Origin of the sequence: Marinomonas polaris DSM 16579 (assembly GCF_900129155.1) — a bacterium.
Lineage (GTDB): Bacteria > Pseudomonadota > Gammaproteobacteria > Pseudomonadales > Marinomonadaceae > Marinomonas > Marinomonas polaris.
This window is the reverse complement of sequence record NZ_FQVF01000029.1, coordinates 31,544-47,427: the sequence shown is the minus strand read 5'-3', so window position 1 is coordinate 47,427 and position 15,884 is coordinate 31,544. Positions and strand designations below refer to the sequence as shown.

Annotated in this window: 13 protein-coding genes; all 13 read right to left on the bottom strand. The window is 34.6% G+C overall.

Features of this window, described 5'->3' with window-relative positions; genetic code table 11:
• Positions 1-207: 207 nt before the first annotated feature.
• On the bottom strand, positions 208-2,184 hold the full coding sequence (locus BUA59_RS22135; RefSeq protein WP_217653768.1) for a polysaccharide biosynthesis protein: 1,977 nt from the start codon (positions 2,182-2,184) through the stop codon (positions 208-210).
• 836 nt (positions 2,185-3,020) lie between these two features.
• Complete coding sequence (locus BUA59_RS22130; RefSeq protein WP_072842196.1) at positions 3,021-3,617, bottom strand: sugar transferase; 597 nt, start codon at positions 3,615-3,617, stop codon at positions 3,021-3,023.
• Positions 3,610-4,770 carry a DegT/DnrJ/EryC1/StrS family aminotransferase gene (locus BUA59_RS22125; protein WP_072842194.1) on the bottom strand — a complete coding sequence of 387 codons (1,161 nt, stop codon included), beginning with the start codon at positions 4,768-4,770 and terminating at the stop codon, positions 3,610-3,612. Before BUA59_RS22125 ends, BUA59_RS22130 begins: the two co-directional genes overlap by 8 nt.
• 33 nt (positions 4,771-4,803) lie before the next feature.
• Positions 4,804-6,015: an oligosaccharide repeat unit polymerase gene (locus BUA59_RS22120; protein WP_072842192.1), complete on the bottom strand. Its 1,212-nt coding sequence runs from the start codon at positions 6,013-6,015 to the stop codon at positions 4,804-4,806.
• A complete protein-coding gene (locus BUA59_RS22115) occupies positions 6,012-6,578 on the bottom strand; it encodes a GNAT family N-acetyltransferase (RefSeq protein ID WP_072842190.1) in 567 nt (188 codons plus the stop codon). The genes BUA59_RS22120 and BUA59_RS22115 overlap by 4 nt, the downstream gene beginning before the upstream one ends.
• Positions 6,565-7,749, bottom strand: coding sequence for a glycosyltransferase family protein (locus BUA59_RS22110; RefSeq protein ID WP_072842188.1), 1,185 nt, complete (start codon positions 7,747-7,749; stop codon positions 6,565-6,567). The genes BUA59_RS22115 and BUA59_RS22110 overlap by 14 nt, the downstream gene beginning before the upstream one ends.
• Positions 7,746-8,591 (bottom strand): hypothetical protein, encoded by an 846-nt coding sequence (locus BUA59_RS22105; protein ID WP_072842186.1) that lies wholly within the window; start codon positions 8,589-8,591, stop codon positions 7,746-7,748. The genes BUA59_RS22110 and BUA59_RS22105 overlap by 4 nt, the downstream gene beginning before the upstream one ends.
• The gene (locus BUA59_RS22100; RefSeq protein ID WP_072842184.1) at positions 8,575-9,795 is read right to left on the bottom strand and encodes an MATE family efflux transporter; all 1,221 of its coding nucleotides are present in this window, start codon (positions 9,793-9,795) and stop codon (positions 8,575-8,577) included. The genes BUA59_RS22105 and BUA59_RS22100 overlap by 17 nt, the downstream gene beginning before the upstream one ends.
• A complete protein-coding gene (locus tag BUA59_RS22095) occupies positions 9,785-10,549 on the bottom strand; it encodes a glycosyltransferase family 2 protein (protein WP_072842182.1) in 765 nt (254 codons plus the stop codon). The genes BUA59_RS22100 and BUA59_RS22095 overlap by 11 nt, the downstream gene beginning before the upstream one ends.
• A 15-nt stretch (positions 10,550-10,564) precedes the next feature.
• Positions 10,565-11,578, bottom strand: a complete 1,014-nt coding sequence (locus BUA59_RS22090) for a glycosyltransferase (RefSeq protein ID WP_072842180.1) — start codon at positions 11,576-11,578, stop codon at positions 10,565-10,567.
• An 82-nt stretch (positions 11,579-11,660) separates the two neighbouring features.
• Positions 11,661-12,776, bottom strand: a complete 1,116-nt coding sequence (wecB, locus tag BUA59_RS22085) for a non-hydrolyzing UDP-N-acetylglucosamine 2-epimerase (RefSeq protein ID WP_072842178.1) — start codon at positions 12,774-12,776, stop codon at positions 11,661-11,663.
• 148 nt (positions 12,777-12,924) lie between these two features.
• Complete coding sequence (locus BUA59_RS22080; protein WP_072842176.1) at positions 12,925-14,100, bottom strand: nucleotide sugar dehydrogenase; 1,176 nt, start codon at positions 14,098-14,100, stop codon at positions 12,925-12,927.
• A 578-nt stretch (positions 14,101-14,678) separates the two neighbouring features.
• Complete coding sequence (locus BUA59_RS22075) at positions 14,679-15,665, bottom strand: NAD-dependent epimerase (protein ID WP_072842174.1); 987 nt, start codon at positions 15,663-15,665, stop codon at positions 14,679-14,681.
• Positions 15,666-15,884 lie beyond the last annotated feature (219 nt).

Here is a 15,884-nt window from a genome sequence, read left to right as displayed (position 1 = left end):
GAGGCACGAGGCGTGATCTGACGGTTGACGATGGACTCGATGGACTGCTACATCGGCATATCACGCTTCGCTAATGATGCCTACAAAAAACCAATCACCTGTAAGTCGGCCTTTAGGCCGTCAAAAACCTAATGACACTAAACCAAAACCTTGAGGCTGATTAGGAGAGATGGTATCTACAAAAAATGAATCGGACGACAAAAAACGCTATGAAACATGCTCTTTCAATTGAACAACGTTTGAATCTTCGGTTTGCTGATCTAACGCTTTTTTCGCATTCCACACCAAATCTCCAATACCATCGGTTGGCTGGAAATCGGTTGGAGCAGTAATCAAGATCTCACGCACTTTTTCATGGTCAAAATCATGGCAAGCTTTGTCCAATTGCTCCATGGTTTGAACGAAATCAGGCAAGGATAAAAACCGTTCATTGGCAGTCATAATACGTTTATGCTGAGTTTCTTTTACATTATCGCCAATCAATAACTCTTCAAAAAGCTTCTCGCCAGGACGCAAACCCGTAAATTGAATTTCAATATCACCATTTGGGTTAGCATCGGACTTCACTTCCAAACCAGACAAACGAATCAGATTTTTTGCCAGATCAACAATCTTAACTGGCTCACCCATATCCAATACAAACACATCTCCACCCTTACCCATAGCGCCTGCTTGAATAACCAACTGAGCAGCTTCTGGAATGGTCATAAAGTAACGAATAATATCTGGGTGTGTCACCGTAATAGGTTGGTTTTCAAGAATTTGTTTTTTAAAGACAGGAATAACCGAGCCTGAAGAGCCAAGGACATTACCAAAACGCACCATACAGAAACGGGTAAATTTTTCTTGTTTAGCGGCTTTCTTCGCTTCAGCTTCGGCCAAGGCCTGCAGACCTAACTCCGCCATGCGCTTTGTTGCGCCCATAACATTAGTTGGTCGAACGGCTTTATCTGTAGAGATTAATACGAAGGATTCCACACCACTTTCAATTGCCGCTTTAGCGGAATAATAAGTCCCAAAAGCATTATTTCGTACGCCTTCCACTACATTGTATTCAACCAATGGCACATGTTTATAAGCTGCAGCATGGTAAACCGTATTTACGCCAAACGCTTTCATAGTAGAGGCCAATCGATTAATACGCTGCACAGATCCAATCAAAGGCACAATTTTGACATTAAAAGGCTCTTGCTCAAGAATCTCATTAAGCTCTTTATCTATCTGATACACTGCATATTCAGACACATCAAATACAATCAAGGTACTAGGCTGCTGAGCTATAATCTGACGACATAACTCCGAGCCTATCGAGCCGCCAGCCCCTGTAACCATAACTACTTTACCAGATATATTCGCCTGCATTAACGAGGCAACAGGCTCTACCACATCACGACCTAGCAAATCATCGACAGCGACGTCTTGTAGTTCGCTAACCTTCGCTTTACCTGTCACTATGTCATTGAAGTCTGGCACAGTAAGCACTTCCACCGGATAAGGCATGAGTTGCTCGATCACTTGCTTCCGTTCAGAGCGACTCGCCTTAGGAATAGCCAGCAGCACCTTCTCAATATCGTATTTTTCGATTAATTCGCCGACTTTATCGACATTATAAACAGGTACGCCCTGAATAATGGTATTGGCTAAAGATTGGTCTCTATCAATAAAACCCTTTACCCGATAACTAGAAGCCTGACGAAGCGCCAAAGTAAGCTGCCGACCAGTAGACCCAGCACCAAAAACCAATACAGATTCAGAGCCTTTTTGTGGAGCCTGCGTCAATAAACCACGAATCAAAACCCGAGAACCACCACACAACATAACCAAAAAAGGAAAATAAATAATTGGCACAGTACGTGGAATATTCGCTTCAAAAAAATACGCAAAAGACGTGATACTCAAAGCAGAAATAGCCGCACCGACTAAAATCGCGCTAAAGGCATGAAAGGTTAAATAACGCAAAATAGCTCGATATAAACCAAGTTTAATATTTGCTATCAAGGTAATAAAAATTGTGCCAGCTAATACTAAAAAAATAGCATCACTTGACACCACACGAAACTCACCCAAGCGCGCCCAATAAGAAAAAACAAAAGCTAAGAAAATAAAAAAAGCATCCAAAAATAAACTAATTAAACGCTTATAAAAACGCGGCAAAAACCAAATGAAGTTTAATTTTCTTATCATTTTGCATACCTTGTATATATTAAAATATTCATGCTATTCCCTTTTCCTAAGAAATTATAGCTAGTTGTCATTTAAGGGCGATACATTTTTAAATGACATTTGGTTTAGTGAGTTTTTATGGGCAGAATAAAATTTCATTTTCAATCGTTACCATTTAGCATTAACTCTAAAAATCTGACCTTTAATTTAAGTTTAGTTTAGTTTAGTTTAGTTTAGTTAGTTTACTATATACATAGATTTCAACCCAAGTAATCAGACAGTAAAGAGACACTTTAACAGTATTTTACCAAAAAGTGAAAACAAGTACTTTTGCTAATTGAGTGCTATACTAATATAGCCTGTATAAATATTAGTCTGATAACATTCTTTCTTATAAGTTATTCTCTTAAATTTTTAATAATTTCTACTGTCAACCATACTTCAAGATTTTAAAAAAATTACATTCAATTCTTTTCTCTAATAATTTCAGTTAATCGACAAGGAAAATCATATTGATAAAAAATTTTATTAAAAAAATAACAATCTTTAGGCTGCTAAAAATTCACGCTAATACCATATAATATATATCTACTAATTCAACATCATCATCTCGATGTGTTAAAAAACTAACCTACTGACTCCTATCATTAATATTCATTAAATAGAATCAGTATGATCAATCAAAAGATAATGAAAAATCTTTTCACCACGATTTTATATGAAGAATCATCCTGTCATATTTTGAACACCCACCTAAATAAATATCTAAACTAATATTAAAGATTGCATTTTTTAAAATTCCAAAAAAATAAATTCACAATAATAGTCTGTAAAAAAACCACTAAAAAGGCTTTTAGTCAAAAGTTTCTTATTATCTTGCATATAGTATCAAAAATAATTTTTAAATCGCCAGCTAAGTTATTCTTTTCAACATAGTCTAAATAATGCTTCTGCTTTAAAGGCAATATGACATCAATATAAGCTTGTCTAGGTTCACTATATCTACCTAAAACTTCATTTTCATCAACCATTTCAATTGATGCACGATCAGTAATACCAGGACGAACAGATAAAACCCTCTTTTTTATATCTTCCGGATAATAATCCATAAACTCAGGCACTTCGGGCCTAGGCCCTACTAAACTCATATTACCTAAAAAAACATCTATTAATTGCGGCAACTCATCAACCTTTGATTTACGCAGAAAAAGACCTGAACTAGTAATTCTAGAATCTTTTCCAATAGTAAGCTGACCAAAAGTTTCGGTATTCATACACATAGTTCTAAATTTGTGAATTTCAAATAAAATACCATTTCTTCCGACTCGTTTTTGTCGAAAAAATACAGGACCTTTCGAATCAGATTTAATCCATATAGCTACAATCAAAAATAATGGCGAAAGAAGAACCAAAGCTATTATAGAACAAAAAAAATCAAAACATCGTTTAGCCATTAGAAAATACCTTTCGGACGCAAGAAACTACTTTTTCAAGATCATCATTAGTCATTTTTGTATATAAAGGTAAAGTCACTTCCGATTCAAAAATATTTTGCGCTATTGGAAACATTGTGGGGCGTAATGCATAAAACTCTCTCCAATATGGATGTAAATGTAAAGGTATAAAATGTACTGAACAACCGACACCTAATTCATACATTTTTTCAATAAATACATCGCGAGAAACATTAGCATTACTTTTCAGTCTAATTGGATACAAATGCCAAGCATGTGAAGAATTACCTAACGGTAATGCTGGAAGTATAATAGGCAAATCTTTAAGTGCCTCATTGTAAAATTCAGCCATTGCTTGTCTCTTGATATGAAATACATTTAGTTTTTTTAGTTGATGAATGCCTATAGCAGCAGATATGTCTGGCATATTATATTTATAGCCAGGAGCTACAACTTCGTAAGACCAAGCAGGCTTTTTTGAAGCATAACGGTCAAAAACATCACGACTAATTCCATGCAAACGCATTACCCTACAGCGCTTCGCAATTTCAGGGTTTGATGTAACAACCATACCACCCTCACCAGTCGTCATAGTCTTATTCGCGTAAAAGCTAAAAACGGTTACATCACTTGCCAATGTGCCAACTAGCTTACCTTTATAGTATGTAGGTAAAGCATGCGCAGCATCTTCGATTACTTTAATACCACGTATTTTTGCAAGAGTAATTATTGGGTCCATATCACACGCTAAGCCAGCAAAATGCACTGGAATAACAGCTTTGGTTCTACTTGTAATTGCTTTTTCAAAACTATCACAAGTCATATTGAATGTTTCAGGATCTACATCGACAAAAACTGGTGTTGCTCCCAAATAGCGTACAATCTCTGCCGTAGCAGTAAATGTATAAGTCGGAACTATAACCTCATCTTCAGGTCCAATCCCAACAGCTTCCAAAGCTAGATGCAATCCAGAGGTTGCTGAATTAACTGCAATTGAATATAAACTAAAATCACCTAGAAATTCAGTAAAATCCTGTTCAAAACGTTTAACTTTAGGGCCTGTTGTTATCCACCCACTTTTCAAAGAGTCAATAACTTCACTTATTTCATCCTCACCAATTTCAGGTAAAGCAAACGGTAAAAACTCACTCATAATAATATACCAAATAATATTAAATTTTAAAGATCACTTACTATAATTCCTAAAACAACCGGAGATTAAGTAAGTAAAATAACATAGCATCAACTGAATAAAAGGTGTTTCACCTCGAAAATATATAAGTGATAAGCAAGCTACATAGCCAGCAAAAAAAACCCCACCCTGTAAAGATGAAAATGAATAAAACAATCTTGAGAACACGTATAAATAAAAAAATGTTTCTAGGACGACACCAAAGTAATAAAATTGAGAATAACCAGTACCAAAAATAGTATAGGTTCTTACAGGATTATGCAAAGACAAATCTCTTTGGGTTATATCAACTGTCAAACGATTTGAAAAAGAAGTAACAGGCTTATCTTTCCAAATAAATCTTGGCACTACATTTCCTAAAGAAGCTAACAACCAGCCAGAGCCGTATTCAAACTTCTCATAGCTGTCATAATGTTCATTTAACTCATTTATATATTTATTATAATCCAATTGATCTGCAATAATTTTCGTAACACTAACCTCTGAATTAAATGTTTCAATTCCGTGTCGCAAATTATTAGCAAGGACGAGATATGCTGGTAGTATAGAAAAAAACATCAAAGCAACAGCCAAAATTTTAGTAAATTTAATTTCTTTTAAATAACAATAATATGAAAGACATATTAACACAGGTATTATAACTGACAGCCTAGTGTTTGCATAAATAGATATACAAAAAACGTAAAATAAAACAACTCCCACACCTAGAAATCGATATCTACCACTCAACAATCTCCCTAGGAAAAAATAAAAAACATACTGACTCAACAAATGAAACGTATTTAATGCAGCACCAGAACCTATATCAGAATTTAAATAGTCGTCCAATCTATTTCTAAAAAAAGCACCCAGAACACCATGAACTTTTATTATATCGAAAGAGAACTTAAACGTAATTAAAAGATGAATTAAAAAAATAAAAAAGAAAAAAATCTTTATTTCACTAGCCCCCCTAACCCTAAATACTTTCAATCTTTTCTTAAAGGAACTCGGCGTATATAGAAATAAAAAAATCAATGTAGACAAGCCAACAATAGCAGTTGGTGATACATATATTTCTTCGTTTAATAAGAAAGGCACCAATAAAATTAAAAAAGCAACAAAACCCAAACCACTTATTGGCGTTAATAATAAAGACTTATTCCAGTCTTTAAAAACTTTAAAAAAAAGACAACCTATATATATTATAGTAAATAAATATATCATCTACTTACCATAAAAATCTTATCGCGTATTATTTTTTCAACAAAAAAACCATTTCTTATATAAAAATTCACAGCATGTATATTAGATGTTTTAACTGAAAGTCCAACAATTAGATTAGGATATAACTGTGTCTTAATAAACTCAAGAATATTAAAACCAATACCTTTTCTAAAATCAGTATTTACTACAATAGAAATCAACCTAACATCAGATGAGGAATTAAATCCTCTTGAACCACATCCAAATCTATCTAGAAAAAAACTTATAACATATTTAAAATTTTTAGCGCAAAAAAAAGCCATTCTTATTTTATTTCTTAATATTAAATTTTTCATAACAGCTCCAAATGAGTTCCCCAAAAATGCAAAACCTATTATAGAGCCACCATTATCTTTAACTATTAAAATATCTTGTGCACAATCAGATATCAACTGGTAGTACGAGAATAGCAATTCATCACTAAAAAGCTTAGTCATATGACCTGAAGGATAATAAACCTTATGAATTTTCACAATTTCCAAAAGTTCTTCCCTGTTTAAAGCATCAACTTTATTGACAAGCATCTAGTATACTCTCCAACTTTTTAGATAGATTAGAGCTTTCAAATCTATAAAAATAATCATCACTTTCCCCAATACTAGAGTCAATAAGCTGTAGTATTCCAGAAATAATACTATTTTTTTCATTTTCACAAAACACAATATTAGGATGCCTTTTAAGTATATTTAAAGACTCGTCCTGTTCTTTATCACACTGTGAAATATAAAGAATTCTTTCGCCAATTACAGCTGACATATAAATTTTACCTGGAACCTGACGACCATCCTTATTTCCAACAATAACATTAATTTTTGATTTACATTGAAATAGGATTGATTCTTCATATTTAAGAAAGTCATAATCTTTAAAATTCTTCAAACCTATTTCTCTCGAGTAATCAGAAAATATTAACGAGCGTCTTCCGGCAAGAATAAAGCCAATAGGCTTATTTTTTTGAAGATAATGGATAGCATCAATCAAAGGAATTAAATTGCGATCATTCGTAAAAGCAGTACCGATATGAGTAATAAAATCAATAGACTTAAAATCAATAGAATTATCAATTATTTCTTCAGATTTTTTAATACTATCAAAATCATACCCGTAATGTATAACAGATGATTTCCCACCACACAAGAACTCTAAATCATATTGGCATTTAGTAGACTCTGTAGTAAAAACAATAGCGCTAGCGTAATCGATTATTTTTTTTTCTAATGATTTTATTTTATTTAAAGAAGAATTGCTTTTCATTAAACTATATATAGGGTCACCATAATCTAAAACCAACTTAATACCATAACGCTTTGCCAACTTATAGCCAGCTATATGAGATTCAATACTTCCAGATGCACTCAAAATAAAATCATAGTCACACCCACCTTTCAGGTCAAAATATCTAACTACTGCATTGCCAAAACCTTTAAATCTATCAGGAAAATAGAATTTTTTTATTAAGTTTATATATATTAAATGAAAATATTTAAATCTTTTCATTAGAAAACTGGAAAAACACAATCCATAATTAGATTTTATTTCAATTTCATTATCTAAAACTCTAGATTTAGACGATGATGATGGAAAACAATAATCTATTCTATGAAATTCACTAAGCTTTGATAATAAATTTGATAATCTTATAGTGTGAGAATCACTGTATTCTCCATAAGATGTAGTCACAACAAGAATTTTCATAGTTCCCCCATTATAAATTTTTCCAACTCACATAAAGAACATAATTTAATTGTATGATTTGGATAAATTTTAGAAAAATAAACAAAACCCATATTATTATTAGTAATCACTCGTAGACCATTGTTAAGGGAAGGGTAACATAATCCACTTTGAATTCCTTTATAGAACTTTGGATCATAGTACCCCCAAATTAAATCACACTCATCAATTGCACTTTTAAATGGAACTACTACACACTCTTTTATATTCAGAGGCTCATCACAGTACAAATATACTTCAAAATTATATTTATCACGCAAGGATAATAACAAATCGAAATTTTTACCTACTATAGGCTTACCAATAAAAGCAATTTTGCTTATGTGATTACCTTTTTTTAGAGGTACTTTTTGTGTATTTTCCCACATATCGAGCTCTATAATTTTATTATTCAAAAAAATTGAATCTATTTCCTCAAAACTTATAGAAATCAAACCGATTCGTTCTAAAATCTGATATAGTATATTTACAAATTTTCTTCGTTTTCTTGTTGTAAGATTATATTTATGTACTATGAAAGAAGTTTTTTTTCCTAATAAAATACTAAAAAAAACCAACGGTATATATTTATTCATTAATACGAGAAAAACAACATCTTCAGCACAAATCAAAAGCTGAATAAGTTTATAAAAATCCCTCCAACCTTTAAAGAAAAATATTTTATCATTTCTTAATGACTTCAAATACTCTGCACCTTCATTCCCAAAAACTATATCTTCTTTACCTGTGAACTGCCTCAAAAATTGAATATTGAAGTCTTTATGGACCCAATTTTTAGAAAAAAGATCAATGACTAGTTTCATTTCTCACCTTTATTAATAATAGCACCCCAAAAGCAGCATGGATAAAGTAGCTAACAAAAAGTGAAAGCATAATAAACTCTATGTGAAAACCATTACTCATGAAAAAATATGATATATATATATATATAATTGACCAGAAGAAATTCATTAAAAAACTAATATAATATTTATCCAACGATATTATCAACTGACCTATAGGCGCGACAAAAGAAGCTATGCCACCAGCAATCACTGTGTATAAAAATATATTTCTTGCAGATGAATAATCAAAACCAAATAAGGCAGATATTTTTTCGTCCGCAAAAAAAATAATAAATATAAATGGCAGACTTATAACCAAATTTAAAATCATATTTTTAATTATAATGTTTATTTTTTTTTCATTATTAACTTCACCTAAGTAAGGCAACATAACTCTTTGAACACCAGAAGGCACGAACAACATAGCTCTAAAAATATACATTGATACAATATATATGGCGACGCTCTGGGGACTATAAAACACTATCAGTTGTGTACTAATTACTATTTGCGGAATTGATCCCAAAAACTGACTTGTAAGTGCAGGAAGCACCTTACCAAAAAATAAAAATTTGTATTTCTGTGTATCAAAAACCTCAATAGATAATAAAGAGCTATTTACTAAATAACTAGTAAAAATAAGATTAGACACAGCTATAAAAAGCATTCCATATAGATAAAAGTTCTCAATACCAAATAAATACATAAGACAAATAAAGAGCCACCCCATGAAAGTAAATACTAACAAGCTCAATGAGACTTGTTTTATTAATTTCCTTCCAATTAAAAAGCTACGATTCAAATTATCAAATGTATATAATATAAGTATCAACACAGCAACATTAAACTGCTTAAAACTGACACCTATATACTTTAAGATGATATCAAAATATTGAAAAGAAAAAATATAAGATATTACAAAAAAAATGCCTACAGTTTTTAAAATAACCTTATAAATGGTATCTTTATACTTATCATTGGATGATTGTGATTGGTTTATAATTTGCCCCATCCCCAAACCAAGAATAGAGCCAATAATAATAGAATTAGAATACAAGTATAATTCTTGACCATATAAGTCCATCGAGTAAAGTTGACTTAATATCTTAATACCTAAAATATTAATCACGCTAACAAAAAGATTACATAAGATTGTCCAAATAGCACTATTTCTAAATGACATTTTTATTACTTCTCATTCTCTTAAGCACACCATTTATTGCATAATATATAAAATTATATATCCTTTTATATAAAGGTATTTCTTTTACATTCAAATATAATTTAAGTGTTTTTAATGCAACCGAAAATTTATTCTTACTTATTTGTCCGCTTCGAACTCGATAAAAAACTAAATCCTGATCAATACCCTTAGATTTATAGCCCTGACTCAATAATGAAATCCATAATTTAGTATCTTGCCTAGTTCTCATTTCATCAAAAGAAAACACACCTACATTTCGTACATTAATTATTGCTGTTGACATACCAATTTCAGTATTTTTCATATATGAATTCAGATCAACTAGGGAAGACACATTAACTTTTCCATTTATTCTTTTACCGCATTCATCTATAAATAAATAGTTAGTATGTATTATATCTAAATTTTCTCTTATAAGTATTTCCATTTGGATTGATAATTTATTAGACGCCCATATATCATCCGAATCTAAAAATGCAATAAAATCACCACTTGTATTTCTCAAACCTTTATTTCGAGTAATACCAGCACCAGAGTTAATATCATTTTTGTATAATTTTATTCTTTCATCTTCTAAAAACTTAGATTCAACAAGAGCATATGTATTATCAATAGAGCAATCATCGACAATTATCAACTCCCAATTAGTATATGTCTGATCAATAACAGATTGTATACTATCCAATACAAAAGACTCTGAGTTATAGGTTGGCATAACAATTGAAACTAACATTCTAAAATCCCTACTTTAAAATAATAACGACTTCTTTATCCAATCAATAAACCTTATCTCTTGGTTTAAAATCTTATCCTCTAATACACCACTATCAAATTGATATGTATCGGCCAATCCAATATCCATATCTATACAAAAATCATTGAAGTTTTGAGAATCAACAGAAAAACCACACTTTTCCTTCTCTACCATATTTGACAAATGTGTTTTTTTCGAAACAATTATAGGAGTTTTAAACAAAATGCTTTCGTATAATTTATTTGGCAACGCCAGTCTAACATTTTCTTGCTCTACATCATAAACGCTATATACAAATGCAATATCATCATAAATAAATTTTATATCAGACGATTTAAACTTACCAAAAAATCTTATAGGTGCATGTATATTCAATCCATCATTGTATTTTTTTAATTCTTCAATAGCATCATCGGGCCCTCCATAAAAATCCACACAAACCTGCCTCATTGATGCGTATTTTATCAAAAACTCCATCTGTTTTAAGTACCTCAATACACCAACAAATGCAATCGTCTTTAACTTTTTTGACTTAACTTTATTATAAGAATCTACCTCACTCGGTAGATTCTCGCATTCATAAAAATCAATTTTTTTAGGTAACTTATGAACAAACGCACTAGATGTAATAACAACTCGTTTAAAAAGTAGAAATACTAGGAATTTAAAAATAAAACTTATTATATAGTTCTTTACCTTTGATTTACTTCTAAGAGGAAGATCAGGTATTTCATAAACCATATTTTTATTCAATAATCGTGCAATAAGAAAGTAAGTAAAATGAGATATTAAAACTCTCACACCACTTATATATATTAAATCTGATTTCAATATATGCTTTATTTTGATTTCATTAATATCTTTCTCCATCATCCCATCATTTTTAAAATGCTCACCGCGTGTTTTATCAACATATACATCGCAAGAACCAAAAAAACCGTCTAACCATTTCTTCCGCCTAACAAGTCTAGGATCTAAATAGTGGTCACATAATAATATTGAGTTCATTTATTTCTCATCAAAAACAATAGAAAATTCACTACATTTAAAAATATATATTTCATTCTATTTTAGAATCATAGCTTTCAAATTAAATTACAAGAATATCGCAAATTCGCTGACATGCTTCTCCATCACCATAAGGGTTATGAGCACGGCTCATTTCACTGTATGCGACTTCATTCGTTAATAGTTCATTTAGTGCTGTGGTGATTCTTAGCACATCTGTGCCAACCAGTTTCACCGTACCGGCGTCTACCGCTTCGGGGCGTTCGGTGGTATCACGCATCACTAGTACTGGTTTACCTAGACTGGGGGCTTCCTCTTGAATGCCGCCAGAGTCGGTCAAAATAATGTGAGCTCTGTTCATTAAATAGACAAATTGAAGATATTGCTGCGGTTCAATAAGATGGACATTATTCACATCGCTCAAAATGCGATTAACCGGTTCTTGTACATTAGGATTTAAATGTACTGGGTAAAGTATTTGGCTACTAGGGTGCGCTTTTGCTGTTTGTGCTAGCGCTTCACAAATACGTTCAAACCCACCACCAAAACTTTCGCGCCTATGCCCTGTAACTAGTATCAGCTTTTTTCTACTGTCTAACATAGGAAATTGAGCTGCTAAAGAATCGGTTAAAGCTATGTCAGATTCAATTTGAGCTTTCACGAGAAGCAAGGCATCAATAACGGTATTGCCTGTTACGTGAATATTTTCACTGGCGTAATTTTCATTAAGCAGGTTTTGCTTGGAATTATCTGTCGGCGCAAAATGGTATTTTGTTAAGGCACCCGTTAATTTACGATTTCCTTCTTCTGGCCAAGGCGAATAAATATTGCCCGTGCGCAAACCAGCTTCTACATGACCTACGGCGATTTGCTCATAGTAAGCTGCTAAGCTAGCTGCGAATGTCGTGGCTGTGTCACCGTGAACCAATACAACGTCTGGTTTAAATTCTTGTAGTACTGGCGTTAGTTCAAGCAAAATTCGGCTGGTGACTTCGGGCAGGGTCTGTCCTGCTTTCATTAAATTTAAGTCATAATCTGGCGTTATCTTAAAAAGATCCAATACCTGATCAAGCATCTCGCGGTGTTGTGCGGTAACACACACTTTTGCTTCAAAACGTTCATCTTTGGCAAGTGCATGAACTAAAGGTGCCATTTTTATGGCTTCTGGTCGGGTACCAAAAACGGTAAGTACTTTCATTGTGTTATATGGCTCTTTTGTCGTTAATTTAAATAAATCGTCATCAAGTTTTTCATTGTCAGATTACGACTTCGTTCCTCGTTTCATCTGACCTACGGCTCGGTTGTTTACTTACCGTCGTAGTTCGTATTGATTAATCTTCGTGTAATTAATCACTCCCAAACAAATCACGCGTATACACTTTATCATCCACATCACTCAAAACTTTGTCTTGTCTGTTGGCGATAATCACATCCGCCACATTTTTAAATTCTTCTAGATCTTTTATGACTTTAGAATTGAAGAATTCGGTTTCTTCTAAAACTGGCTCGTAGATGACTACTTCAATGCCTTTGGCCTTGATGCGTTTCATGATCCCCTGAATGGCTGAAGCACGGAAGTTATCGCTGCCGGTTTTCATGACTAGTCGGTATATACCAACCACTTTAGGGTTACGCTTAAGCACAGAATCGGCAATAAAGTCTTTGCGTGTTGAATTCGAATCCACAATCGCACGAATCAGGTTATTTGGTACATCCTGGTAGTTTGCCAATAACTGCTTGGTGTCTTTTGGCAAACAGTAGCCACCGTAACCAAAGCTTGGGTTGTTGTAGTGGTTGCCAATGCGTGGGTCTAGTGAAACGCCATCGATGATTTGTTTAGTGTCTAAACCATGAGATTCACAGTAAGTATCTAGCTCATTAAAGTAAGCGACTCGAAGGGCTAAATAGGTATTTGAAAATAGCTTAACAGCTTCCGCTTCGGTGCTGTCAGTAAAGAGTATTTCGATATCGTCTTTTATTGCACCTTGTTTAAGCAGACCTGCAAATACTTCAGCTCTTGGTGAGCGCTCACCAACAATGATACGAGATGGATACAAGTTGTCATGAAGGGCTTTGCCCTCTCGTAAAAACTCTGGTGAGAAAAAGATATTCGATGTGTTGAATTTCTCATTCACGCTTTTCGTGTAGCCCACTGGCACAGTGGATTTAATCACCATGACGGCATTGGGGTTAATCGCCAATACATCTTGGATGACGCTTTCCACCGACTTGGTATTGAAGTAATTCGTACTTGGGTCGTAATCTGTCGGTGTGGCAATAATGACGAACTCTGCGTCTTTGTAGGCTGCTTGTTTGTCTAGCGTGGCAGTGAAGTTAAGCGTTTTGTTTGCCAAGAAGTCTTCGATTTCCGTATCGGCAATCGGTGATTGCTTGTTATTCAGCATGGCGACTTTTTCAGGAACAATATCGACAGCAATAACGTCATTGTGCTGTGCCAGCAACATGGCGTTTGATAAGCCAACGTAGCCGGTTCCGGCAATGGCGATTTTGTATTTTTTCATCGTGTTTTCCATAAATATCAAATGTATTTTGCGAACAACAAAATCATATCGTTCATTGCAAGTTCATATTCAACCGTCAGATCACGCCTCGTGCCTCGGCTAATCTGACCTACGGGCGCAACCTATATAACGAGCTTCTCGGCTCATCTGACCTACGAGGCGCGACCTACATAATACTGTGATTTGCCGTGGCACATCTTTTGACGGCCTAAAGGCCGACCTACATAACGAGCTTCTCGGCTAATCTGACCTACGAGGCGCGACCTACGTAATACTGTGATTTGCCGTGGCACATCTTTTGACGGCCTAAAGGCCGACCTACATAACGAGTTTCTCGGCTCGTCTGACCTACCGGCGGCATTTTGATTTCATCGGTAACAGCCAATCGTCAGATCACGCTTCGTGCCTCAGCTAATCTGACCTACAGGCCGACCTACATAACGAGCTTCTCGGCTAATCTGACCTACGAGGCGGCATTTCGATTTCATCGGTAACAGCCAATCGTCAGATCACGCTTCGTGCCTCAGCTAATCTGACCTACAGGCCTACCTACAAAATACCTTTGTCGATCTACGGTCTTATAACTCTTTCTGAAAGGCTTTGTACCATTCAACAAATTTGACCATGCCTTCTTGTATCGTTGTGGCAGGCTTGTATCCCACTACGGCTTCTAGTTGAGCCGTGTCTGCGTAGGTTTTGGGTACATCACCAGGTTGCATGTCCATGTAGATTTTCTCGGCAGTTTTACCACAGGCGCTTTCGATGGCTTCGATAAATTCGGACAGTTGAATAGGTTGATTATTGCCAATATTGTAAATCGCGTAAGGTGCTGTCGTGTCTTGGCTTTGTTGCGCTTGTGGCGGCACGTCTTGAATGCGTATCACGCCTTCCACAATGTCATCGATGTAAGTAAAGTCACGCATCATTTTGCCGTGATTAAATACCTTTATCGGCTTATCGTTCAGAATGGCTTCGGTGAATAACCAAGGCGCCATATCAGGGCGGCCGCCAGGACCATATACCGTAAAAAAGCGTAGCCCTGTCGTTGGGATGTTATAAAGATGTGAATACGAATGTGCCATAAGCTCATTGGCTTTTTTGGTAGCGGCATATAAGGAAACCGGATGATCAACCGTATCGGATTCACTGAATGGGATTTTGGCGTTCATACCATAAACAGAGCTAGAAGAAGCATAGACAAGATGCTCTACTTTGGTTTGACGACAACCTTCTAGAATGGTCATCATGCCAACTAGGTTACTATCTACGTATTCAAAGGGGGCTTCTAATGAGTAGCGCACACCCGCTTGTGCCGCGAGGTGAATCACTCGCTGGAATTGTTCTTCTGCAAACAGCCGAGACATGCCTTCACGGTCAGCAAGATCCAGTTTTACAAAACGAAAGTTTTCATCAGGCAACAATTGCGCGAGGCGATGCTGTTTCAGCGCAGGTAGGTAGTAAGCGTTTAAGCTGTCAAGGCCGACCACGTCATGGCCTGCTTCTAACAAGCGTTTGCACACATTCATACCAATGAAGCCTGCGGCTCCGGTGACTAAAAACTTCATTTAATTATTTCCATGATTTTTAAATCTTGTTTATTGCCAATTCATTATCAATTAAAACAGTGCGTTAATTAGTTTATCTGCAACTGTCAGATCACGCCTCGTGCCTCGGCTAATCTGACCTACGGGCGGCATTTCGATTTCATCGGTAACAGCCAATCGTCAGATCACGCTTCGTGCCTCAGCTAATCTGACCTACAGGCCGACCTACATAACGAGCTT